The organism is Streptomyces sp. YKOK-I1, assembly GCF_054660435.1.
The window spans coordinates 5,835,658-5,862,006 of sequence record NZ_BAAGDR010000001.1 but is presented as its reverse complement, the minus strand read 5'-3'; the positions used below and the strand labels follow the sequence as shown (position 1 = coordinate 5,862,006).

The following is a 26,349-nucleotide window of genomic DNA, read 5'->3' as shown; positions in this document are numbered from 1 at the left end:
ATGGCACTTGGTGAGCATTGACTTACCGACCGAGCACGAAAATAAAGACATCGTGAAGATCTGCGTCAAGGTTCCCTGAATCTGTGTTAGCTATGTCACTGATCAAAATCAGACAAAAAATAGCAAAGAAACGCTCCAGGCGTCTTTGCGCGGCGATTGCAAACTGCAGGCCTGCCAAAGGGTGTTGATCTGGCCGGGAGGAGCTGTTCATACTCCAACCGCCCAATCCGGCGCGTCGAGCGCCATGCCGCGGCGGCGCCCGCCGCACCGCGGTCCAGCCTGTTGTGGAGAAGGGCCCCTTGAGCGACCTCGACCCCGCCATGGAACCAAGTCCCCCTGGCAGACGGCGCGTTCGGCGTGCCCTGGCCACGGCCGTGGCGCTGGCCGTGCTGGCCGGCGGCGGCGCGCTGCTCGCGCTGCGCGACGACGGCGACACCGTCACCGACGCCAGGACCAAGCGGGCCGCGCAGCCGGTCGACGAGGACGAGGCCCAGCAACGGGCCCGCAAGAGCGGCAAGAAGGTCGAAGTCGCCACACTCACCGACGAGTTCTCGACCACCTACGCCAACCCCGACGGAACCTTCACCTACACGGCTTCCGTCGCACCCCTGCGGGCCAAGAACGCCCAGGGTGAATGGGCTCCGGTCGACACCGATCTGCGCAAGGGCGAAAAGGGCTGGCGCACCGTCAACAGCCCTTATCCGGTGACCTTCTCGCCCGGCGGAAGCGGAAGCGGTGGCGCCGGCAAAGCGGCAGCCCATTCCTCCGGTACGACCGCTCAGTCGGCCGTTTTCCGGACCGGAAGCGGAATCCGCCCGGTGGCCGATTCCAGCTCCTGGACCCCGCTGCTGACGATGACCGCCGAGGGCCACGAGATCGCCTTCGCCTGGCCGGGCGAACTGCCCGAGCCGGTCGTCGAGGACAACCGCGCGCTGTACGAGAACGTCCTGCCCGGCGTGGACCTGATGCTGTCCGCGCGCGACACCGGCTTCACCCACGTCCTGGTCGTCCACACGCCGGAGGCCGCCGAGAAGCTGGCCGCCGACCCGCCGCGCTACCGCGTCACCTCCGCCACCCTCTCCTTCACCCTCGACCCCGGCACCGACGTGCTGATGGCGAAGGACGGCGACGGCAACGAGATCGCCGTCTCCCCCACGCCGTTCCTGTGGGACTCGGCGGGCACGCACGACACGGACGGCGCGTCCGCCGACCCGGAGACCGCGACCGGCACCAACGAGGACCCCGAGGTCGTCGAAGAGGCGCCCGCACGCGAGAACCCCGACGACGTCCCGGCGGACGAGGTCCCGAACGAGAACCCGGACGACACGAAGAGCAACGCCGACCCCGTCGCCTACGACGGCATCCGCGCGTCCGCCTCCGACACGCTCGCCCTGCCCGCCGTGAACGGCCCCGGCGAGGGCGCCCACGCCACCACGGCCGGCGCCGCGTTCGGCGACGACGTGCTGACGATCACCCCGCCGAGCAGCTATCTCGAGGACACCGAGGACCTCACCTACCCGCTGTTCCTCGACCCCTCCACCACCGGCATCCGCGCCAACTGGACCACGGTCTACAAGCGGTACCCGAGCTCCAGTTTCTACGACGGCGCGAACTACAACGAGGACACCAAGGAAGCCCGCGTCGGCTTCGAGCGGGAGACCTGGGGCACGGCCCGCTCGTTCTTCCGGATGAAGCTGAAGAACTCCATCAAGGGCGCGGACGTCTCCAGCGCCACCCTGAAGGTCCTGGAGACCCACTCCTGGTCGTGCAGCAAGCGCACGGTCCAGCTCTGGGGCACGGGTGACTTCACCTCCAAGACCACCTGGAACCGCCAGCCGTCCTGGAAACGGAAGATCACCTCGAAGTCGTTCGCCTACGGCTGGAAGTCCAACAGCTCCTGCCCGGACGCGTACGTCAACTTCACGGTCACCTCGCTGGCCCAGGACGCCGCCGACGACGGGGTGACCAGCTTCAACCTGGGCCTGGTGGCCTCCACCTCGTCCTCCGCGCCGACGGGTTCCTCCAGCAGCCTGGAGACGGACACCTACTCCTGGAAGAAGTTCAAGGCCGAGGGCGACGGCTCCCCGTCGCTGTCCATCACGTACAACCGGAAGCCGAACACGCCGACGTCGGTGACCATGAGCCCCGGCTCCTGCGACACCTCCGCCTCCCCGTACATCAAGGTCGGCAAGGCGGACACCATCACCATCAGCGGCAAGGCGACCGACCCGGACAGCGACCTGGCCAAGCTGGAGTTCCAGCTCTGGCAGACGGGCAAGGCCGACACCACGACGAAGACCTTCACCAAGGCCGTGGACGACGGCGAGGTCGGCGGGGTCTCCATCAAGTCCTCCCTGACCACCGGCGTCACCTACTCCTGGCGGGTGCGCGCCTGGGACGCGAAGGTCAGCAGCGGCTGGGCGCCCACCGGCGGCGACGGCGTGTGCCGGTTCACCTACGACACCGATCTGCCCGACTCCCCCGCCCCGGTGGTCTCGACCGAGTTCCCGGGCGACGACGACGGGGACAGCGAGCCCGACGTGTGGTCGGTCAAGCCCTTCGGCAACACCGGCAGCTTCACCTTCGCGGTCGGCTCGACCTCCGAGACCGACATCGTGAAGTTCGTCTGGTCCATCAACTCCACCAGCTACGCGGGCTACGCCTGCTCGGGCGGCGCCCAGGGCACCTCGGGCGGTCTCACCAAGTCCTGCACCACGGCCGTCAAGACGGCCACCATCACCGGCATCAAGCCACCGGCAGCCGGACCCAACACCCTGTACGTCAAGTCCGTGGACTCGGCGGGCAACATCTCACCCAACGCCCGCAAGTACTTCTTCTACGTCCAGCCCCGCTCGACCGCCGACGGCCCCGGCGACCTGAACGGGGACGGCGACGCCGACTTCGCCCATGTCACCGCCGCCGGAAACCTCTGGATCGACTCGGTGTCGCAGGACGGCACCTGGGTGTCCAGCGCCTTCGGCACCCACGACAAGGGCACCCTGATCAAGGACGGCGGCACCGCCCCGCACATCTGGGACGGCACCGGCACCTACGCCCTGGTCACCCACAACGGCGACTTCGCCCCCGGCGACGGCGTCACCGACTGGGTGGTGCGCACCCCCGAGGGCCGGCTGTTCCTCTACCCGGGCGACGGCTACGGCGCGATCGACGTCAGCAAGCGCGTCGAGATCCGCCTGCCCGCCAACGCCCCCGCCCCCTCCACCTTCTCGGAGATCAAGTCGGCGGGCGACATCACCGGCGACGGGCAGCCGGAACTGTTCGTGGCCGGCGGCACCAACGGGGCCGAACTGTGGGTGTTCACCGGCTACAGCGGCGGCACCTTCAGCGAGGCGACGAAGATGACGTCCTCCGCGTGGGGCGCCACCGAGCGGGACTTCGTGGCGATCGCCGACTACAACGGTGACGGCGCGGCCGACATGACCTTCCGCACCGCGTCCGGCAACCTCATCCTGCGCAAGGGCATCCTCGACGCTGACGGGGTGGGCACGGTCCTCACCAGCCTGGGCACGTCCGCGGCGAGCCTGGACGGCGACGACACCTACGCCGCCACCAGCTACACGTACGCGGCCTTCCCGCTGATCTACGGCACGCCGGACGTCACCGGCGACGGTCTGCCGGACATCTGGACGACCAACGCGGCCGGCGCCCTGCTCCTCTACCAGGGCGGCGCCACCAGCCTCGGCACGTCGACCACACTGAGGTCGAGCGGCTGGGACACGGTGCAGCGACTGGGCTGACACCGGGCTCCGGCCCGGCGCGACACGGCAGAGCGCGGCTTCCGTTCCGATTCCTGCGAACGGGAGCCGCGCTCCTGCTGTTTCAGCCGCCCTTTCTTCGAGCAAGGTGTCCCCGTGACGAACCGGACCATGCCCACCGTGGTGATCACCGGAGCCGCCGGCTTCATCGGCCGGCATGTGGTCCGCGAGGCCGAACGCCGGGGCCTCACCCTGAGGCTGACGACCCATCACACCGAGGTGCGGGCAGGCGCGCCGGGCACGACGGTCGTCCCCGCCGACCTGACCGACCCGGCCTCCCTGCGCGGCCTGTGCGACGGCGCCGACGCCCTGCTGCACTGCGCCTCGCAGATCGGCGGCCCGGACGCACGGTGCGAGGCGGTCAACGCCCGCGGTACGGCGGCGCTCGTGGCCGAGGCCCGCCGGGCCGGCGTCGGCCGCGTCGTCCACCTCAGCACCGCCGCCGTGTACGGGCGCGGCACCTTCCGCCGGGCCCGGCCGCAGGACCTGGACCGCGCGCCGGTCTCGGCCACCTCACGGACCCGGGCGGCCGGCGAGGACGCCGTCCTGGCCGCCGGCGGCACGGTCGTACGTCCCCACCTCGTGTACGGCGAGGGCGACACCCGGGTGGTCCCCGCGCTGGCCCGGCTGCTGCGCGGCCTGCCCGGCACGGTGGAGGGCTGGCGCGCCCGGGTCTCCCTGATCGCCGCCGAGGATCTGGCCCACGCCCTGGTCGCCGCCGCGCTGGCCCCCGCCGAACGGCTCACCGCGCCCGTCTACCACGCCTGTCACCCCGAGCCCGTGCCCTGGCACACGGTCCTGAGCGCGGTCGCCGACCTCGCCTCCGTCCCCCGACCACACCGCGACCTCACCCTGGACGAGGCCCACGCCTGGTGCCGCGAGCGCGGAGTCCCGCGGCACGACCTGGACATGCTGGTCACCGACCACTGGTTCGACGGCGCGCCCCTGTGGGCCGACCTCGACCACACACCGGGGTCCTTCGGCGAACGGTTCGCCCCATACGAGAGCTGGTACCGCCGGACACTGGCCCCCGTGGAGACCGCCGACCGGCCGGACGCACCGCCGGTCACCTGATTCCCGATGTGCGGCGCCCGAGCCTTCTCACCAGTGGCCGGACATCCGCGCGGGACAGGTCTTTGTGGCCCCGAGGCGCACCGCGCTAGAGGTGAACTATAGGTCGGTCGCGGATCTTGGTGATGATCGCCGACCCGATGGCCCGCCCCTTGGAGGATCCGTGCGTCGCTGCCCCGCCATGACGGACTACGGCATCGCCACCGCCCTCGGGTGACGGCCAGGGCCGCCCTGCTCCGGTGCCCGGCCCGTACCCGCGACGCGGCGTCCGCCGTGGCCGTACGGCAGGCGGGTCGGTCCGCAATGGATCCCCGCACGCCCGCGCCCATCACCGTCGCGCCGGTCCCGGGTCGCCGCCCCGTCCAAGGCCCCGCCCGGCACGGTCCCCGCCCGTCGGCGCGGTTCCGGCCCGTCGGCGCGAAAACGCCCTGACCGTCACACCACCCGCACACTGCTTCCCGGATGGAGTCCCCTGCCCATGCCCATGCCCAGTCACAGCTCTGCCTCCGTACCGAACCCGGCTCACCCGGCACGCCCGCTCCCGCTCCTCGCGGGCCAGTCCGGAATCTGGTTCAGCCTCGAACTGGGCACCGCCGAGCAGCAGTACTCCGTGGGCCTCTACACCGACATACGTGGCCCCTTACACATCCCCGACTTCCGTACGGCCGCCCGTCAGGCCGTGGCCGAGACCGAGGCACTGCGGCTGCGGTTCACGCCGGGGACGGACGGCAGCGCGCCCTGTCAGGAGATCGGAGCACCGGACGACGACTGGACCCTGCCTGTCGTCGAAGCGGCGGACGAGGCCGCGGCCCGCGCCTGGATGCGCACCGACCTCGCGCGGACGACGGACATCGCCCGCGACCCGCTCTTCTCCTTCGCGCTGATCACCGTCTCGCCCGACCGGCACTTCTTCTACCAGCGGGCCCATCACCTCGTTCTCGACGGACACAGCGGCGTTCTCGTGCTGCGCCGGACCGCCGAGATCTACACGGCCCTGCGCGAAGGCCGCGATCCCGCCGAGGGCACCCTGCCCGGGCTCGCCGAACTGCACACCGCCGAGGCGGACTACCACGCGTCCGAGCGGTACGCCGCCGACCGTGCCCACTGGGCCGAGCGGCTCACGGACCTGCCCGAACCCGCCACCCTCAGCCTCGGCGAACGCGGCGGGCGGACGGCGGACGGCGACCTCGTACGCGCCGCGGGCCGCATCCCGCAGGACACCCTGGACCGGCTCGCCGCGACCGCCCGCCTCGCTCGGACCAACTGGTCCACCGGGCTCATCGCCGCCATCGCCGCCTATCTGCACCGCGTCACCGGTCAGGACGACATCCTCCTCAGCCTGCCCGTCGCCAACCGCGCCACCGCCGTCGCGAAGCAGACCCCCGGCATGACGGCCAACATCGTCCCCGTACGCGTCAAGGCCGACGCGGGCACGACCGTCCGCGCCCTCATCCGCCGCGCCCTCGATGAGACCCGCCAGACGCTGCGGCACCAGCAGTACCGGTACGAGGAGATCCTGCGCGACCTGCGCGACCGGCGCGACGCCCACGGCTCCGGCGAGACGGGGGCGCCCCGGACAGGCCGCCAGTTCGGGCCTGTCGTCAACATCCTGGGCTTCGACCTGAACGTCTCCTTCGCGGGCAGCCCGGGCATCGCCCACCGGCTCACCTCCGGCCCGATCGAGGACGTCGAGTTCGCGGCCTACCTCGTACCCGGCGAGGGCGGTCTTCAGCTCCAGCTCGCGGCGAACCCGGCCCGCTACTCCGAGGCGGAACTCGCGGGGCACCTGCGCCGGTTCACCACGTTCCTCGACACCTTCGCGACCGACCCCGAGGCCGAGATCTCCGGCCTGTCCGTCATGCTGCCGGGCGAGCGCGAGCAGCTGCTGGTGGAGTGGAACGACACGGCCGTCGAGCTCACCGGTCCCGGCACCCTGCACCAGCTCTTCGAGGAGCAGGCGGCCGCGACCCCGGATGCGTGCGCTCTCGTGTTCGGCGAGGAGCAGGTCTCCTACGGCGAGCTCAACGCCCTCGCCAACCAGGTCGCGCACGGGCTGACCGCCCAGGGTGTGGGACCGGAATCGGTGGTGGCCGTGGCCCTGCCGCGCTCCACCGAGCTGGTCGCCGCGCTCCTCGGCGTCCTCAAGACCGGTGCCGCCTACCTCCCCATCGACCTCGGCTACCCCGCCGAACGACGCCAGTACATGCTCGACAACTCCCACGCCGCACTCCAGATCGACGACACCACCCTCACCGGCCTGACCACCGGGCAGCCCACACACAACCCGACCATCACCGTCGACCCCGACTGCCCCGCCTACGTCATCTACACCTCAGGCTCCACCGGCCGCCCCAAGGGCGTCACCATCCCCCACACCGGCATCGTCAACCGCCTGCACTGGATGCAGCACCAGTACCGACTCACCCCCACCGACCGCATCCTCCACAAGACACCCATCGGCTTCGACGTCTCCGTCTGGGAACTCTTCTGGCCCCTCCTCCAAGGCGCCACCATGGTCATCGCCGAACCCGACGGCCACAAAGACCCCACCTACCTGACCCGGCTCATCACCCAGCAGAGCATCACCACAGCGCACTTCGTGCCCTCGATGCTCCAGGTCTTCCTCGGCGAAGCACACACCGGCACATACGACTCACTGCGGCGCGTCATCTGCTCCGGCGAAGCCCTGCCCCCCGAGACCCGCGACACCTTCTTCCGCACCCTCCCGGACGTCGAGCTCCACAACCTCTACGGCCCCACCGAAGCCTCCATCGACGTCACCCACACCCCCTGCCACCCCGACACCGACATCACCATCGGCACCCCCGTCTGGAACACCCGCGTCTACGTCCTCGACACCAACCTCAACCCCGTCCCCATCGGCACCCCCGGCGACCTCTACCTCGCCGGCACCCAACTCGCCCGCGGCTACCTCAACCGACCCGACCTCACCGCCACCGCCTTCCTCCCCAACCCCCACGGCACCCCCGGCGAGCGCATGTACCGCACCGGAGACACCGCCGCCTGGACCCCCAACGGCCACCTCCACTACCTCGGCCGCACCGACGACCAGATCAAAATCCGCGGACAACGCGTCGAACTCGGCGAAATCCAGACCACCCTCGCCAGCCTCCCCACCATCGCCCAAGCCGCCGTACACATCCACAACGACCGCCTCACCGCCTACTACGTCACCACCCCCGACACCCCCACCCCCGACTTCACCACCCTCCGCCACCACCTCCCCGACCACATGATCCCCACCACCTACATCAAACTCGACACCCTCCCCCTCACCCCCAACGGCAAACTCGACCGACGCGCCCTGCCGACCCCTGCCGTGTCCCAGCGCTCCGGGACGCTGCGCGCAGCGCGCAACCCCCGCGAAGAGATCTTGTGCGGGCTGTTCGCCGAGGTACTCGGCGTCGACGCCCCTCTCGGCATCGACGACGACTTCTTCGCTCTCGGTGGGCACTCCCTCCTCGCCACCCGCCTCACCAGCCGCATCCGCACCACCCTCGGCACCGAACTCCCCCTGCGCACCCTCTTCGAAGCCCCCACCGTCGCCCAACTCACCCACCACCTCACCCACCACCACGACGAACACCGACCACCCCTCACCCCCCACCACCCCCGACCCGACCACACCCCCCTCTCCCACGCCCAACGCCGCCTCTGGTTCCTCGACAAAATGGACCACGGCAGCCCCACCTACCACATGCCCCTCGCCGTCCACCTCCACGGCCCACTCGACACCACCGCACTCCACACCGCCCTCACCGACGTCGTCCAACGCCACGACACCCTCCACACCCTCTTCGAAGAACACGACGGCGAACCCACCCAGAAGGTGCTGCACGGGCCCTCGGCCCAGCCGGTGCTGGAGCAAGTGAACGCGTCCGGCGCAGAGTTGCCCGCGTTGCTGAAGTCCGCCGCGACCCAGCCGTTCGACCTGGCTGCCGAACCCCCGCTACGGACAACCCTGTTCAAGCTCGCCGAGGACGAGCACGTACTGCTCGTGGTCCTGCACCACATCGCCGGCGACGGCTGGTCCTTCGCACCCCTCGCCCGCGACCTCTCCACCGCCTACCGCGCCCGGACCGAAGGGGCCGCGCCCGACTGGCAGCCACTCCCCGTCCAGTACACCGACTACACCCTCTGGCAGCACCGGCTCCTCGGCGACGAGCGCCGTCCCGACAGCCAGGCCGCACGCCAAATCCGGTTCTGGACGGAGCAGCTGGCGGATCTGCCGGACGAGATGGCCCTGCCGTACGACAGGTCGCGTCCTCGGCAGCCGAGCAACCGAGGTCACAGCGTGGCCTGGAGGCTCACGGCATCCACGCGGAACGACCTCGAGCAGTTGGCCCGTGAGTCGGGCGCGAGTCTGTTCATGGTCGTCCAGGCCGCCCTCGCCGCACTCCTCACCCGACTCGGCGCCGGACACGACATCCCCATCGGCGCTCCCATCGCCGGACGCACCGACGAAGCCCTCGACGACCTCGTCGGCTTCTTCGTCAACACCCTCGTCCTACGCACCGACACCACCGGCGACCCCACCTTCCGCACCCTCCTCCACCGCACCCGCGAAACCGACCTCCACGCCTACGCCCACCAGGACATCCCCTTCGAACGCCTCGTGGAGAAGCTCAATCCGGCGCGTTCGGCCGGACGACACCCCCTCTTCCAGGTGATGCTGAACTTCGAGGACGACCTTGCGGCTTCCGCCTTCGGGCTGCCCGGGCTCGAGGTGAGCACCGAGACGGTCACGGTCGACGCGGCCAAGTTCGACCTCATGTTCAACGTGGTCACGGCGGCCACCGGAGAACTGCACGGAACCGTGGCCTTCGCCACCGATCTTTTCGACGAGGCGACCGTTCAGGGCATGGCGGAGCGGTTCGTACGGCTCCTGGAGGGCATCGCCGCCGACCCGAACCGCCGGACGGCGGAATACGAACTCCTCAGTTCCGAGGAACGGCATCAGCTGCTGGTGGAGTGGAACGACACGGCCGTCGAGCTCACCGGTCCCGGCACCCTGCACCAGCTCTTCGAGGAGCAGGCGGCCGCGACCCCGGATGCCTGCGCTCTCGCCTTCCGCGAGGAACAGGTCTCCTACGGCGAGCTGAACACCCTCGCCAACCAGGTCGCCCACGGGCTGACCGCCCAGGGTGTGGGACCGGAATCGGTGGCGGCCGTGGCCCTGCCGCGCTCCACCGAGCTGGTCGCCGCGCTCCTCGGCGTCCTCAAGGCCGGTGCCGCCTACCTCCCCATCGACCTCGGCTACCCCGCCGAACGACGCCAGTACATGCTCGACAACTCCCACGCCGCACTCCAGATCGACGACACCACCCTCACCGGCCTGACCACCGGGCAGCCCACACACAACCCGACCATCACCGTCGACCCCGACTGCCCCGCCTACGTCATCTACACCTCAGGCTCCACCGGCCGCCCCAAGGGCGTCACCATCCCCCACCGCGGTGTCGTCAACCGCCTGCACTGGATGCAGCACCAGTACCGGCTCACCCCCACCGACCGCATCCTCCACAAGACACCCATCGGCTTCGACGTCTCCGTCTGGGAACTCTTCTGGCCCCTCCTCCAAGGCGCCACCATGGTCATCGCCGAACCCGAAGGCCACAAAGACCCCACCTACCTGACCCGGCTCATCGACCACGAACACATCACCACCGCCCACTTCGTCCCGTCGATGCTCCAGGTCTTCCTCACCGACACCGGCACCGGCACATGCGGTTCGCTACGCCGCGTCATCTGCTCCGGCGAAGCCCTGCCCCCCGAGACCCGCGACACCTTCTTCCGCACCCTCCCCCACACCGAACTCCACAACCTCTACGGCCCCACCGAAGCCTCCATCGACGTCACCCACACCCCCTGCCACCCCCACACCGACATCACCATCGGCACCCCCGTCTGGAACACCCGCCTCTACGTCCTCGACACCAACCTCAACCCCGTCCCCATCGGCACCCCCGGCGACCTCTACCTCGCCGGCACCCAACTCGCCCGCGGCTACCTCAACCGACCCGACCTCACAGCACAGCAGTTCATCCCCTGCCCATTCGGCATTCCCGGCGAGCGTATGTACCGCACCGGAGACATCGCCGCCTGGACCCCCAACGGCCACCTCCACTACCTCGGCCGCACCGACGACCAGATCAAAATCCGCGGACAACGCGTCGAACTCGGCGAGATCGAGGCCGCGCTCCTGAGCTGCCGCGGGATCGCACAGGCTGCAGTCGTCGTCCGGGAGGACACACCGGGCGACCAGCGCCTGACCGCGTACGTGGTGCCCGCGTCCGAAGCCACCGAGATCGAGGGGGCCGCGCTGCGGGAGGCGGTCAGAAGGCTGCTGCCGGAGCACATGGTGCCGTCGGCCGTCGTCACCCTGGGCGCCCTCCCGCTCACCGCGAACGGCAAACTCGACCGACGCGCCCTCCCGGTTCCCGATGTCGTGGCGGGTGGTTCGGGTCGCGGGCCGTCGACGGTGCGGGAAGAGATCCTGTGCACGGTCTTCGCCGAGACCCTGGGCGTGCCCCAGGTCGGGCTGGACGACGACTTCTTCGAACTCGGCGGCCACTCCCTCCTCGCCGTCTCCCTGGTGGAACGCCTGCGTGAACGCGGCGTCTCCATCGACGTCCGCACCCTGTTCACGACCCCGACCGTGGCCGGCCTGGCCACAGCCACCGGCCGCGCCCAGGTGACAGTCCCGCCCAATCTCATCCCCGCCGACGCACAGACCATCACCCCCGACATGCTCCCCCTGACCACCCTCAACACCCGGCAAGTGGCAGCCGTCGTCGCCCAGATCCCCGGCGGAGCACCCAACATCGCCGACATCTACCCCCTGGCACCCCTGCAGGAAGGCATCCTCTTCCACCACCTCATGACCGCAGGGCAGAACGATGTCTACGTACTGCCGGCAGTACTGCGCTTCGACTCCCCTGACCGCTTCGACCGCTTCCGCACGGCACTGCAGAAGGTCGTCGACCGGCACGACATCCTGCGCACCGCCATCGTCTGGGAAGGGCTTGAGGAACCCGTCCAGGTCGTACTGCGCCATGCCGACATCCCCGTCACGACCATCCACCCGGAACAGGGCGACCTGGCGGAAGAACTGCTGGCAGCCTGCCCGCCGGTCATGGACCTACGTGCGGCACCCCTGCTCCACCTGCACGTCACCGAGCCGGACGAGAAGCGCCAGGTGCACGCCGTGCTCCAGGTCCACCATCTGGTGCAGGACCACACCGCGCTCAGTGTCGTGCTCGACGAAGTCCGCTCGATCCTCGACGCCCGGGAACACGAACTCCCCACCCCCCTGCCCTTCCGCGACGTCGTCGCCCAGGCCCGCCTGGGCACACCCCAAGAAGAACACCAGGCCTACTTCACCGCCCTCCTCGGCGACGTCACCGAACCCACCGCCCCCTACGGAATCCTCGAAACCCACGGCAACGCCTCCCACATCACCGAGGCAACCCTGCCACTCAACACCACCCTCTCCCGCCGCCTGCGCGAACAGGCCCACCACCACGGCGTCAGCCCCGCCACCCTCTTCCACGTCATCTGGAGCCGCGTCACCGCCGCAACATCCGGCCGCCACGACACCGTCTTCGGCACCGTGCTCTTCGGCCGCATGAACGCCGGAACCGGAGCAGACCGCATACCCGGCCTCTTCATCAACACCCTCCCCGTCCGCACACGCGACACCTCCCCCACCCTCACCCAAGCCATCACCACCATGCGCGACCAACTCGCCAATCTCCTCACCCACGAACACGCCCCCCTCTCCCTCGCCCAACAACACAGCGGCATCACCGCCCCCACCCCCCTGTTCACCTCCCTCCTCAACTACCGCCACAGCTCAAATCTGAGTGAATCCGGAACAGTTGAGGCACTGGAGGGCATCGAGGTACTCCTCGCCCACGAGCGCACCAACTACCCGATCACCATCTCGATCGACGACACCGGCGACGCCTTCGCCATCACCGCCCAGACAGCCACCCCCATCGACCCACACGCCATGTGCGAGCGAGTGAGCGTCACAGCCGAGCGTCTGGTCGCGGCGCTCGAAAGCGAGTCGGGCACCCTCCTTCAGGATCTGGACGTCCTCAATGAGGCGGAGCGACGGCGTGTCCTGGTGGAATGGAACGACACTGCCGTCGAGCTCACCGGTCCCGGCACCCTGCACCAGCTCTTCGAGGAGCAGGCGACCGCGACCCCGGATGCCTGCGCTCTCGCCTTCCGCGAGGAACAGGTCTCCTACGGCGAGCTGAACACCCTCGCCAACCAGATCGCCCACGGGCTGACCGCCCACGGCGTAGGACCGGAATCAATCGTCGCCGTCGCCCTGCCCCGCTCCACCGAGCTGGTCGCCGCGCTCCTCGGCGTCCTCAAGACCGGTGCCGCCTACCTCCCCATCGACCTCGGCTACCCCGCCGAACGACGCCAGTACATGCTCGACAACTCCCACGCCGCACTCCAGATCGACGACACCACCCTCACCGGCCTGACCACCGGGCAGCCCACACACAACCCGACCATCACCGTCGACCCCGACTGCCCCGCCTACGTCATCTACACCTCAGGCTCCACCGGCCGCCCCAAGGGCGTCACCATCCCCCACCGCGGTGTCGTCAACCGCCTGCACTGGATGCAGCACCAGTACCGACTCACCCCCACCGACCGCATCCTCCACAAGACACCCATCGGCTTCGACGTCTCCGTCTGGGAACTCTTCTGGCCCCTCCTCCAAGGCGCCACCATGGTCATCGCCGAACCCGACGGCCACAAAGACCCCACCTACCTGACCCGGCTGATCACCCAGCAGAGCATCACCACAGCGCACTTCGTGCCCTCGATGCTCCAGGTCTTCCTCGGCGAAGCACACACCGACACGTGCGGTTCGCTACGCCGCGTCATCTGCTCCGGCGAAGCCCTGCCCCCCGAGACCCGCGACACCTTCTTCCGCACCCTCCCCCACACCGAACTGCACAACCTCTACGGCCCCACCGAAGCCTCCATCGACGTCACCCACACCCCCTGCCACCCCGACACCGACATCACCATCGGCACCCCCGTCTGGAACACCCGCCTCTACGTCCTCGACACCAACCTCAACCCCGTCCCCATCGGCACCCCCGGCGACCTCTACCTCGCCGGCACCCAACTCGCCCGCGGCTACCTCAACCGACCCGACCTCACAGCACAGCAATTCATCCCCAACCCCCACGGCACCCCCGGCGAACGCATCTACCGCACCGGAGACACCGCCGCCTGGACCCCCAACGGCCACCTCCACTACCTCGGCCGCACCGACGACCAGATCAAAATCCGCGGACAACGCGTCGAACTCGGCGAAATCCAGACCACCCTCGCCAGCCTCCCCACCATCACCCAAGCCGCCGTACACATCCACAACGACCGCCTCACCGCCTACTACGTCACCACCCCCGACACCCCCATCCCCGACTTCACCACCCCCGACTTCACCACCCTCCGCCACCACCTCCCCGACCACATGATCCCCACCACCTACATCAAACTCGACGCCCTCCCCCTCACCCCCAACGGCAAACTCGACCGACGTGCGCTCCCGGTTCCCGAAGTCGCCGTCGGCTCCAGCTCGCGTCGCCCTCGCACCGCTCAAGAAGAGGTGCTCTGCGCTCTCTTCGCCGAAGTGCTGGGCATCGGCACCCCCGTGGGCCTCGACGACGACTTCTTCGCTCTCGGTGGGCACTCCCTCCTCGCCACCCGCCTCACCAGCCGCATCCGCACCACCCTCGGCACCGAACTCCCCCTGCGCACCCTCTTCGAAGCCCCCACCGTCGCCCAACTCACCCACCACCTCACCCACCACCACGACGAACACCGACCACCCCTCACCCCCCACCACCCCCGACCCGACCACACCCCCCTCTCCCACGCCCAACGCCGCCTCTGGTTCCTCGACAAAATGGACCACGGCAGCCCCACCTACCACATGCCCCTCGCCGTCCACCTCCACGGCCCACTCGACACCACCGCACTCCACACCGCCCTCACCGACGTCGTCCAACGCCACGACACCCTCCACACCCTCTTCGAAGAACACGACGGCGAACCCACCCAGAAGGTGGTGTCCACCGAGGAGGCCGGGATCGGGATGAGGGAGCGTTCGGTCGCGGCGGCGGATCTTCACGAGCTGCTGGTGGACGCCGTATCCCGGACGTCCTTCGATCTGGGCCGTCAGCTCCCGTTCATGGCCACCCTGTTCAAGCTCGCCGAGGACGACCACGTACTGCTGCTGGTCCTGCACCACATCGCCGGCGACGGCTGGTCCTTCGCACCCCTCGCCCGGGACCTGTCCACCGCCTACCGCGCCCGGGCCGCAGGGGCCGCGCCCGACTGGCAGCCGCTCCCCGTCCAGTACACCGACTACACCCTCTGGCAGCACCGGCTCCTCGGCGACGAGCGCCGTCCCGACAGCCAGGCCGCACGCCAACTGGGCTACTGGCAGGCCCAGCTCGCCGGTCTCCCCGGCGAGCTCGTCCTCCCCGCGGACCGGCCACGGCCCGCCGTGGCCGGCCATCGGGGCGGCTTCTCGTACTGGGACGTCGACGCGGAACTGCTGGGCAGGCTCCAGGCGCTCGCCCGTGAGTCGGGCGCGAGTCTGTTCATGGTCGTCCAGGCCGCCCTCGCCGCACTCCTCACCCGACTCGGCGCCGGACACGACATCCCCATCGGCGCCCCCATCGCCGGACGCACCGACGAAGCCCTCGACGACCTCGTCGGCTTCTTCGTCAACACCCTCGTCCTACGCACCGACACCACCGGCGACCCCACCTTCCGCACCCTCCTCCACCGCACCCGCGAAACCGACCTCCACGCCTACGCCCACCAGGACATCCCCTTCGAACGCCTCGTGGAAGTCCTGAACCCCGAACGCTCCCTGTCGCGCCACCCCCTCTTCCAGGTCGCCCTCAACTTCCAGAACAACACCGAGGCCGTCCTCGACCTGGCGGGCGGCATCACGGTGAGTGAGATCGAACTGGGCACCGGGCAGGCGAAGTTCGATCTGTCCTTCACCGTGCGGGACGCGGCGGACGGCGGGCTGCGCGGTGCGATCGAGTACGCGACCGATCTGTTCGACCAGGACACGGTCGATCTGCTCGGCCGACGGCTCGTACGGTTCCTCGAAGCCGTCGTCGAGCGGCCCGACGAACCGTTGTCCCGGCACGAGCTCCTCACCCCCGAGGAGCACCACCAGCTCCTGGAGGAGTGGAACGGCACCCCGGCCGGTACGGCTCCCGGCACCGTGCACGGTCTCTTCGCGGCGCAGGCCGCCGCCACGCCCGACCGGGTCGCCCTGGTCCACGGCGACGAGCAGCTCACCTACGCCGAGCTCAACGCCCGGGCCAACCGGCTCGCGCACCGGCTGATCGCGGACGGAGCGGGGACGGGCACGGTCGTCGCCGTGTCGCTGCCGCGCTCGGTGGAGCTGGTGGTGGCCCTGCTCGGTGTGCTGAAGTCGGGGGCCGCCTATCTGCCGGTCGACCCCGACTACCCGGCGGAGCGGATCGCGTTCATGCTGGCGGACGTCGAGTCGGTCGCCGTCCTGGACGGTCCCGAGGCGGTGCGGGAGCCGGGCGAGTGGCCCGCGACCGACCCGGACGCCGCGGCAGACCTGGCGGACCTGGCCCGGATGCCGGCGTACGTGATCTACACCTCGGGGTCGACGGGGCGTCCCAAGGGGGTCGTCGTCCGCCATGACGCGGTCGTGAACTACCTCGCCTACCTGCGGGAACTCACCGGGTTCGGGGCCGGTGACACGGTGCTGAACCTCGCCTCGGTCTCCTTCGACCCGTCCGTGCGGGACGTCTTCGGACCGTTGACGTCCGGGGCGCGGCTCGTCATGGCCCGGCCGGAGGAGGCGAAGGATCCGGCGGCGCTGCTGGACCTGCTGACGCGGCACCGGGTGACCGTGCTGCCGGCCCTGGTGCCGACCATGCTGAACGCGCTCGCCGACGCGGCCCGGGACGCGGACGCCGAGCCGTCGCCGTGGCTGCGGATGGGGCTGGTCAGCGGTGAGGCGCTGACGGCCGCCCACGTACGGCGGGCCGCGGCGATCGGGAGGGACTGGCGGCTGGTGAACCAGTACGGGCCCACCGAGTCGACGATGACCGCGACCTTCCATCCGGTGACGGAGGAGGACGCCCGGGAGGGCACCCGGCTGCCGATCGGGCGGCCGATCGCGGGCGCCCGCTGCTATGTGCTCGACGCGTGGCTGCGGCCCGTGCCCGCGGGGTCGGTCGGTGAGCTGTATCTCGCCGGTGACGATCTGGCGGACGGGTATGTGAACCGTCCGGGGCTGACCGCCGAGCGGTTCGTGGCGGACCCGTACGGGGTGCGGCCGGGCGCGCGGATGTACCGGACCGGTGATCTGGCGCGGTGGCGGGCCGACGGCACGCTGGAGTTCCACGGCCGCGCCGACGACCAGGTCAAGCTGCACGGTGTCCGGGTCGAGCTGGGCGAGATCCAGGCCGTTCTGGCGGCCGTGCCCGGGGTCGCGCAGGCAGGTGTCGTGGTGCGCGAGGACCTGCCGGGCCGGCAGTTGCTGACCGGGTACGTGGTGCCCGAGCCCGGGGCGGAGCCGACGGCGGAGACGCTGCGGCGGGCCCTGACGGAGCGGCTGCCCCGGCCCCTGGTGCCGGGGGCGTTCGTGGTGCTGGACGCGCTGCCGCTCAGCCCGAACGGGAAGCTGGACCGCAAGGCGCTGCCGATGCCGGAGAGCGCGTACGGCGCGGGCCGGGAACCGGCCACTCCGGCGGAGAAGGCGCTGGCCGAGCTCTTCGGTGAGGTGCTGGGTCTGGACCGGGTCTCGGCGGAGGACAACTTCTTCGGTCTGGGCGGGCATTCGCTGCTGGCGGCCCGGCTGGTGAGCCGGGTGCGGGCGGTGCTGGGGGTGGAGCTGCATCTGCGCAGCCTCTTCCAGGCGCCGACGGTGGCCTCGTTGGCCGCGCTCGTGGAGCGGGACGGCGGGGACGAATCGTCGTTCGACGTGGTGCTGCCGATCCGGCCGCAGGGCAGCGGGACTCCCCTGTTCTGTGTGCACCCGGTGGGCGGTCTCAGCTGGTGCTACGCCAGGCTGGTGCCGTATCTCGGCGAGACGACGCCGGTGTACGGGCTGCAGGCCCGGGGCATCGTCGGCGAGGGGCGGCGGCCGCGGACGATCGAGGAGATGGCCGACGACTACGTCGAGCAGATCCGCCGGGTGCAGCCGCACGGCCCGTACCAGCTGTTGGGCTGGTCGGTGGGCGGGAACGTGGCGCACGCGGTCGCGGTACGGCTGCGCCGGCTCGGTGAGCCGGTCGCGCTCGTCGCGCTGCTCGACTCCTGCCCCAGCGATCTGATGGACAGGCCCACGCCGTCGGTGGAGCGCAAGCGGCTGTACAAGGTGGTCGCGGGCTTCGACGTGGACCCGGCGGACATCGTGGAGGACGACGGCGACGACTCCGCGTACGGACACACCCGGCGCAAGGAGCTCGCCCTGATGAAGGGGATGTCCCGGGAGCAGGTCAACGCGATGTGGGACACCTCGGTGAACGCCAGTCTGATCCTGCGGGAGTACCGGCCCGAGCCCCTGGACGTGGGGCTGGTGTACTTCACGGCCCTGCTGGAGCGGCCCGAGGGCAGCCCGGACGTCACGGCCTGGGAGCCGTACTCCGGGGGGCGGATCGAGGAGTACGGCATCGAGTCCAGCCATGCCGACATGATGGAGGCCGCTCCGGTGGCCGCCATCGGCCGGATCCTCGGCGGTGTGCTGCGCCGGATCGCGGGTGCGCGATGAGTGCCGTCGCCGACCGGGACGCGGTGGACCGTACGCCGCCGCTCGGCCGTAACCGGGACTTCTGGCTGCTGTGGACGGGCAGCGGGCTCTCCGTGCTGGGTTCCCGGGCCGCCACCGCCGGGTACGCGCTGCTGGCGCTGTGGGCGACCGGGTCGGGGCGGGCCGCCGGACTGGTGGCGTTCGCCGCGCTGCTGCCGAACCTGGTGGTGCAGCTGCCGGCCGGGGCGCTGGTCGACCGCTGGGACCGCAAGCGGCTGATGGTGGGCTGCGAGGTGGGCCGGGTGCTGGCCCTGCTGAGTGTGGCCTGCGCGGCCGCGGCCGGGCGGTTCTGGTTGCCGCATCTGATGGCGGTGGCGGTGGTGGAGACCAGCCTGGGGCTGGTCCACCAGTTGGCGGAGCAGGGTGCGGTGCGCCATGTGGTGGCCTCGCACCAGCTGGGGGCGGCCCTCGCGCGCAACGAGACCCGTGCCCGGGCGGCGGGGCTGATCGGCGGGCCGCTGGGGACCGCCCTGTTCGCCCTGACGCGTTGGCTGCCGTTCGCCTTCGCGGCTCTCGGGCAGCTGCTGTCGCTGCTCGGCCTGCTGCTGATCCGCCGGGAGTTCCAGGACCGGCGGGAGCGCCGGACGGGGTCGCTCGTGGGGGAGATGCGCGAGGCGGTGGAGTGGCTGCTGGGGCAGCGGTTCCTGCGGGCGGCGGTCTGTCTGGTGGCCGCGACGAACGTCCTCTTCCAGGTGCTGGTGCTGGTCGTGCCGTTCGCGCTGGTGAAGGAGGACGGCCGGTCGGCGGTGGCGGTCGGGGTCGTGACGGCGGCCGGCGGGCTCGGCGGGATGCTGGGGGCGCTCAGTGCCCAGTGGTGGGTTCCCCGGCTGTATCTGCGGACCGTGCTGATCGGTGGGCTCGGGCTGTGGGCGGCGCTGGTTCCGCTGGTGGCGGTGGTCCGTCACCCGCTGCTGATGGCTCCGGTGTTCGTGGCGATGAGTTATGTCAGCGGCGTCTTCAATGTGGTCGCCGCCGTCTACCAGATCCGCATCACCCCCGACGCGCTGCTGGGCCGGTCCGCCGGTGCGGTGGGCATGCTGGCGTACGGCGCCGCCGCGGTCGGGGCGCTGGCGGGCGGGATGATGCTGGACGGCTGGGGCAGCCGCTGGACGGTGCTCGCGGTCGCCGGGCTGATGGCGGTGACCGCTCTGGCGGCGGCCGCGGTGCCCGCCGTACGGGCCGCCGCGCATCCGGCGTCGGGCGGCCCCGTCCCGGATCCGGCCGGGTCCGCGAGCGACGGCATACCGGCGGTATAGGCCCCTGATAGGGGCTCCCAGCAGGATCGATGCGCGGGAGGTGACCGCGCTCTCGACCTCGACACGATCCGTTCCGACGCGCCGGCGCCGGCTGTGGTCCCGGGCCGTCGCGCACCTGTGGAAGGACTGAATCCCGTCATGCTCATCCTGCGGCACTCCGACGTCGCGCAGATCCTCGACGGCCGTGAACTCGACAACATCCAGGCCGTCGCCGACGCCTACCGCCTGCACGCGCAGGGTGACACGGCGGTGCCGCACTCCACGTTCCTGCGGTTTCCCGGACAGCCCCGCAACCGCATCATCGGTCTGCCGGCCTACCGGGGCGGGGAGCGGCCGGCCGCGGGGATGAAGTGGATCTCGTCGTTCCCGGCCAACATCGAGCGGGGCGTCGAACGGGCCAGCGCGGCGATCATCCTCAACTCCCTGGAGACCGGACGGCCCGAGGCGCTGGTCGAGGGGTCGCTGATCTCGGCCACCCGCACCGCCGCCAGCGCCGCGCTCGCCGCCGAGCTGCTGACCCGCGGCCGGCGCCCGGACGGCATCGCGCTGATCGGCTGCGGTGTGATCAACCTGGAGATCCTGCGTCATGTCGGGGCGGCCGTACCGGGGCTGAAGACGCTGTCTCTGTACGACAGTTCGGCCGACCGGGCGGCCGGGTTCGCGGCCCGGGCGGCCACCGTGCTGCCCGGCGCCGAGGTGGTCACGCTGGACAGCGCGGAGCAGGCGCTGGCGGCGCACGGCCTGGTCTCGATCGCCACGTCGGCGATCGAGCCGCACCTGGACCTGAAGGCGGCGGCCCCGGGCACGGTGGTGTTGCACATCTCCCTGCGGGACCTGTTGCCGGAGTCGCTGACCGACGCGCACAACATCGTCGACGACGTCGACCACGCGCTGCGCGAGCGCACCTCGCTGGATCTGGCCGTGCAGGCGGCCGGCCACCGTGACTTCATCGACCCGACGATCGGCCGGCTGCTCCTCGACGAGGGCTCCGACGGCGTGTTCACCCCGGAGCCGGGCCGCGCGGTCGTCTACGCGCCGTTCGGGCTGGGTGTCCTGGACATCGCCCTGGCGGTCGACGTCCTCTCCGCCGCCCGGGCCCAGGGGCTCGGGGTGCGGGTGGAGGGCTTCCTGCCGTGACGCCGTCCGGTCACGGCCGTACCCATCCCTTCGGAACCGACAAGGAAGCACCATGACCTGGAGCACTTCCCGCGACAAGCGCGCGGTCACCGTTCTGGTCGCGGTCGCCGCCGCGAGTGTCGCCCTGGTCGCGTCGCCCGCGAGCGCGGCCACGCCGGCCTGGGAGACGCAGACCGTCCCCACCACGAACGCCGACATCTCGGTCCTGCCCCTCGACGGCCAGAACGCCTTCGCGAAGTCGACGGCCCTGTGCTTCGACGAGTGCACGTCCTCGCCGAAGCTGTGGCAGAAGAGCGGAACCACCTGGAAGCAGCTGACGCCGGCCGCCGACGCCGAGGTCGGGGTGCTGGCCGGCACCGCGACCGACGACCTGTGGGTCTTCGGCAGCAGATACGCGACGACCGGCAGCTACCGCTTCAACCACTACGACGGCACCAGCTGGACCTCGAACCTCAACCCGGAGCCGAAGAACGCCGAGGTCCTCGACGCCCAGGCGGTCAGCCGCACCAGTGTGTGGGCGGTGGGCAACTACCGGGGTGAGGGCAGCGCCTGGTACCCGATGGTGACCCACTGGAACGGCAGTGCCTGGACCACCACCAAGTTCACCGGGATCGACGGCGAGTTCGAGACCCTCGACGTGAACTCGGACACCGACATCTGGGCGGTCGGCTTCCGCAACAAGGGCGGCACGGCGGACGGCCACTACCAGGGCCTCGTCATGCACTACGACGGCACGAGCTGGACCGAGGTGTCCATCCCCGAGGTGTCCGGCGAGAACTACATCCTGCGCGAGGTCATCAGCAACGGGCCGAACGACGCCTGGGTCGCGGCCGGCAGCAAGGTGAGCCACTGGGACGGCACGGCCTGGAGCCGCCGGGACACCCCGGCGTCGTGGCCCTCGTTCGCGTACTACGGCGGCCAGCTCTACGCCGGTCTGAGCACCTCGCCCAAGCTGGTCCGCTGGAACGGCAGCGCCTGGCAGACGGACAGCACGCTGACCAAGGGCACGGCGGTCGACGAGCTGGCCACGACGGCGGACGGTTCGCTGTACGCCGTCTCCGACGAGGGCAACGTCCTGTTCGGCTACACCGCCTATCTGTCCCGGCTCGCCGCGTCGACCAGCTGATCCGTATCGCACCGTACGAGAGGAACCATCCATGAGCGACCGGAACGGCTGGGCGCCGTTGGAGGTCACGCCGGGAGACATCGGCGCCGAGGCCACCCCCGGGGCACTGATCGAGTATCTGGACTCCGTCGACCTGGACGCGCTGCTGGTCCGCGAGAAGGCGGTCGTCTTCCGCGGGTTCCAGGTGCCGGGTGACGGGCTGGATCCCGTGCTGGACCGTCTGCTGCCGCGTCGGCTCGCCTATGTGCACGGCAACTCGCCGCGCACCAAGGTGGGTTCGAACGTCTACACCTCCACGGAGTACCCGCAGGAGTACACCATCTCGATGCACAACGAGATGTCGTACGCCCACGCCTGGCCCACCCGGCTCGCCTTCTACTGTGCGGTCGCGCCCACGACGCTGGGTGCGACGCCGGTCGTGGACGCCGCGCTGTGGCTGGAGTCGCTGGACGACGAGGTCCGCGAGGCCTTCCGGGGCGGGGTGCGCTACACGCAGAACCTGCACGGCGGCCGGGGGCTCGGCAAGAGCTGGCAGGACACCTTCGAGACGCAGGACCGCGACGAGGTCGACGCCTTCCTCAAGGGGGCGGAGGCGGAGTGGGACTGGGGACCGGGCGGAAGTCTGCGGGTCAGCCAGGTGCGTCATGCCACCGTCCGCCACCCCGGGACGGGTGCGGAGGTCTGGTTCAACCAGTCCGACCAGTGGCATCCGGCCTCGCTCGGCGACGAGACGGCGAAGGCGCTGGCGCAGATCATGCCGGCGGACGAACTCCCGCAGTCGGTGACCTTCGCCGACGGCAGTCCCATCCCGGACTCGTATGTGCTCCAGGTGCGTGACCGGGGGCTGGAGCACGCGGTGGACGTGGACTGGCACGAGGGCGATCTGCTGCTCATCGACAACGTGCTGGTCGGCCATGGCCGACGCCCGTTCACCGGACCGCGGCGGATCCTGGTCGCGATGTCGGACTGACGCCCCGGGAACCCCCAAGCAGGCCAGGACCGGTCCATTCCTCCTCCGGTCCTGGCCCTTCCGCGTTCCGGCACCTGCCGCACAGCTGTCACCGACTCCGGCCGGGCGGGCCGCCCGGCCCTCGCAGAGAGGCCCCACCGTGCCCCGACCCCCCGTCGTCCTGCTCGCCGAAGAGCTCTCCCCCGCCACCGTCGACGCGCTCGGCCCGGACGTGGAGGTCCGCCGTGTCGACGGCACCGACCGCGCCGCCCTGCTGCCGGCCCTCGCCGACGCCGACGCCGTCCTGGTGCGCAGCGCCACCCTGATGGACCGGGAGGCGCTCGGCGCCGCTCCCCGGCTGAAGATCATCGCGCGGGCCGGGGTGGGCCTGGACAACGTCGACGTCACGGCCGCCACCGAGGCCGGCGTCCTGGTCGCCAACGCCCCGACCTCCAACATCGCCAGCGCCGCGGAACTCGCCTGCGGCCTGCTGCTCGCCGTCGCCCGCACCATCCCGCAGGCCGACGCGGCACTGAAGGCCGGCTCGTGGCAGCGCGCCCGCTGGACCGGGACGGAGCTGAGCGGAAAGGTCCTCGGGGTCGTCGGTCTCGGCCGCATCGGCAGCCTGGTCGCCCACCGCATGGCCGCCTTCGGCATGGAGGTGGTGGGCTACGACCCGTATGTGAGCGCCGGCCACGCGGCGGCGGCCGGGGTACGGCTGCTGAGCCTCGACGCGTTGCTCGCGCGGGCCGACTTCCTCACCGTTCATCTGCCGCGCACCCGGGAGACCACGGGTCTGATCGGCTTCGAGGCGCTGCGCAAGGTGAAGCCGACGGTCCGTATCGTGAATGCGGCGCGGGGCGGCATCGTCGACGAGAACGAGCTGTACGCGGCGCTCAAGGAGGGCCGCGTCGCGGGTGCCGGGCTCGACGTGTTCGAAAGCGAACCGTGCACGGACTCGCCCCTGTTCGGCCTCGACAGCGTCGTGGTGACTCCCCATCTGGGCGCCTCCACCGACGAGGCCCAGGAGAAGGCGGGTGTCGCCGCCGCGCGCTCGGTGCGGCTGGCGCTCGCGGGTGACGCCGTGCCGGACGCCGTCAATGTGCGGGGCGGGCCGGTCTCCGAGGCGGTGCGCCCGTGGCTGCCGCTCGCGGAGCGGCTCGGCCAGGTCTTCACCCGGGCCGCGGGCGGGGTCCCGGCCCGGCTGGAGGTCCGGCTGCTCGGCGGGCTCGCCGGGGAGCCGGCGGGGGTCCTGGAACTCGGCGCCCTCAAGGGGGTGCTGGACCACAGGGCCACGGGCGCGGTCAGCCATGTGAACGCTCCGCTGGTCGCCCGGGAGCGCGGGCTGACCTCCGGGCTGACCTGCGGGCCGACGACCGGGCCGACGACCGGGGAGAGCGCCGGCGGGCAGCGGTCGGCGGTCGCGCTGCGCGGGATCTTCCCCGACGGCCGGGTCGTCACGGTCACGGGCACCCTGGCCGGGCCCCGTCTGCGGGGGAGGCTGGTCGAGGTGCTCGGCCATGAGCTGGATCTTCCGCTCTCGGGCCATCTCGCCTTTCTGCGCTACCCGGACCGGCCGGGCGCGGTGGGGCTCATCGGGGGCGAGTTCGCGGCGGAGGGCGCCGACATCGCGGCCATGCAGGTCTCCCGGGACGCCTCCGGGGCCACCGCACTCGCCGGTTTCCACACCGACGCCCCGGTGCCGCCGACCGCGCTCGGCCGGGCGGCCGCCGCCGTCGGTGCCGATCTGAGCTGGTGCGTACCGGCCTGCGGCTGATACGGCGGGCCCGGAACGGGGCTTTGCAAAACATACCGAGATAAGCGATTTATTTCATGTAATCACGAATTCTATGGAATACGGAAGTTGTGAAATTCAACCTCACGCGATCAGACCGGTTGTTTTACAATCCAGGGAACGTCTGCGGTTGACTCGAGGGGGGATCAGGACATGGGTACGTACTTCTGAGGCCCCTCCGTCGTTCGGCCCCCCACCAGTTCCTTGAGCAAACAGGCCCCCCACGCACGGCCGGTTTGGAGACGTCGGTGTTCACCAACAGTCTTGGCCTGCACCCGGACGAGGAGTCCGCGTACCGGGCCATGCTGACGAACCCTCGCATGAGCGCGACCGAACTCGCCGCACATCTCGGGTGGCCGACCGGAAGAGTCGCGGCCGCCATCGACCGTCTCGCCCGGCGCTCGCTCGTCCGGCTCCCCCGGGACGCCCCCGGCCGGCCGGTCCTCGTCCGGCCCGAGCTGGCCCTGGCCTCACTGCTCCTCGACGAGGAGGCCGCGCTCCTGGACCACCGCAGGAGGGTGGCGGCCAGCAGCACGGCGGTCACCCAGGTGATCGCGGCGTACAACGCCCCCGAGGACCGCCCCGATGTCGTGCGGCTGCCGGGCCAGGAGGCGGTGAGGGACCGGATCGACCGGTTCGCGGCGGCCTGCGAGGTGGAGATCGCGGCCCTGGAGGTCGGCGACACACAGTCGGCGGAGCGTCTGGAAGCCGCCGAGCGGCTCGACTCGGCGATGCTGTCGCGCGGTGTCGACGTACGCCGCGTCTACCCCGACCGGATGCGTTCCGACGCCCCGACCGTCCGGTACGCCGACCGGCTGACGGCCCGGGGCGGGCAGGTGCGGACGGCGCGGCATCTGCCGCCGCAGGTCATCATCTTCGACCGCTATTCGGCCATCGTGCCCACCGACCCCGCACAGCCGGACGCGGAGGCGCTGGCCATCCAGGGGACGGGTGCGGTCACCGCCCTGCTCACCCTCTTCGACCAGGTGTGGGCGCACGCCGCTCCGCTGGGCTCGGCGTCGAGCGACGACGCGGAAGCGCTCACGGAGCAGGAGCGCACCCTGCTCGAACTGCTCTGCGCGGGCAACACCGACGAGGTGATCGCCCGCCGGCTCGGGGTGTCCGTGCGCACCGGGCGGCGCCTCACGTCGGGCCTGATGAACCGCCTCGGCGCCCGCAGCCGGTTCCAGGCCGGCGCCCTGGCGGCGGCCCGGGGCTGGGTGCCGCTGCCCGAGGCGGGGGAGGACAGACCGCACGAGGCGATCAATTAGAAGATAGTTAAACAATCTTCATTCGGCCCCGCTTTCACCGGGGGCGCGAAGAGGCTTCGCCCCGTGATGCGGTTGCACGGGCGGAGCCA

9 protein-coding genes are annotated in these 26,349 nt (G+C 70.8%); all 9 read left to right on the top strand.

The genetic code is table 11. The annotated features are described in order from the left end of the window. Positions 1-299: 299 nt before the first annotated feature. Positions 300-3,758 (top strand): FG-GAP-like repeat-containing protein, encoded by a 3,459-nt coding sequence (locus tag ACYQ8Q_RS25940; protein WP_460068202.1) that lies wholly within the window; start codon positions 300-302, stop codon positions 3,756-3,758. A 114-nt stretch (positions 3,759-3,872) separates the two neighbouring features. Then, positions 3,873-4,850, top strand: coding sequence for an NAD-dependent epimerase/dehydratase family protein (locus tag ACYQ8Q_RS25935; protein ID WP_460068201.1), 978 nt, complete (start codon positions 3,873-3,875; stop codon positions 4,848-4,850). A 475-nt stretch (positions 4,851-5,325) separates the two neighbouring features. Beyond that, positions 5,326-18,687 carry an amino acid adenylation domain-containing protein gene (locus tag ACYQ8Q_RS25930; RefSeq protein ID WP_460068199.1) on the top strand — a complete coding sequence of 4,454 codons (13,362 nt, stop codon included), beginning with the start codon at positions 5,326-5,328 and terminating at the stop codon, positions 18,685-18,687. Beyond that, entirely contained in the window at positions 18,684-19,982 is a 1,299-nt protein-coding gene (locus ACYQ8Q_RS25925) for an MFS transporter (RefSeq protein WP_460068197.1), read from the top strand. Before ACYQ8Q_RS25930 ends, ACYQ8Q_RS25925 begins: the two co-directional genes overlap by 4 nt. A 138-nt stretch (positions 19,983-20,120) precedes the next feature. Next, on the top strand, positions 20,121-21,119 hold the full coding sequence (gene sbnB / locus ACYQ8Q_RS25920) for a 2,3-diaminopropionate biosynthesis protein SbnB (protein WP_460068195.1): 999 nt from the start codon (positions 20,121-20,123) through the stop codon (positions 21,117-21,119). 52 nt (positions 21,120-21,171) lie between these two features. Continuing rightward, positions 21,172-22,245 (top strand): hypothetical protein, encoded by a 1,074-nt coding sequence (locus tag ACYQ8Q_RS25915; protein WP_460068194.1) that lies wholly within the window; start codon positions 21,172-21,174, stop codon positions 22,243-22,245. A 31-nt stretch (positions 22,246-22,276) separates the two neighbouring features. After that, a complete protein-coding gene (locus ACYQ8Q_RS25910; RefSeq protein ID WP_460068192.1) occupies positions 22,277-23,215 on the top strand; it encodes a TauD/TfdA family dioxygenase in 939 nt (312 codons plus the stop codon). Positions 23,216-23,354: 139 nt separating this feature from the next. Beyond that, complete coding sequence (gene serA, locus ACYQ8Q_RS25905; RefSeq protein ID WP_460068190.1) at positions 23,355-24,971, top strand: phosphoglycerate dehydrogenase; 1,617 nt, start codon at positions 23,355-23,357, stop codon at positions 24,969-24,971. A gap of 266 nt (positions 24,972-25,237) precedes the next feature. Next, complete coding sequence (locus tag ACYQ8Q_RS25900; RefSeq protein WP_460068189.1) at positions 25,238-26,260, top strand: LuxR C-terminal-related transcriptional regulator; 1,023 nt, start codon at positions 25,238-25,240, stop codon at positions 26,258-26,260. The last annotated feature ends 89 nt before the right edge of the window (positions 26,261-26,349 follow it).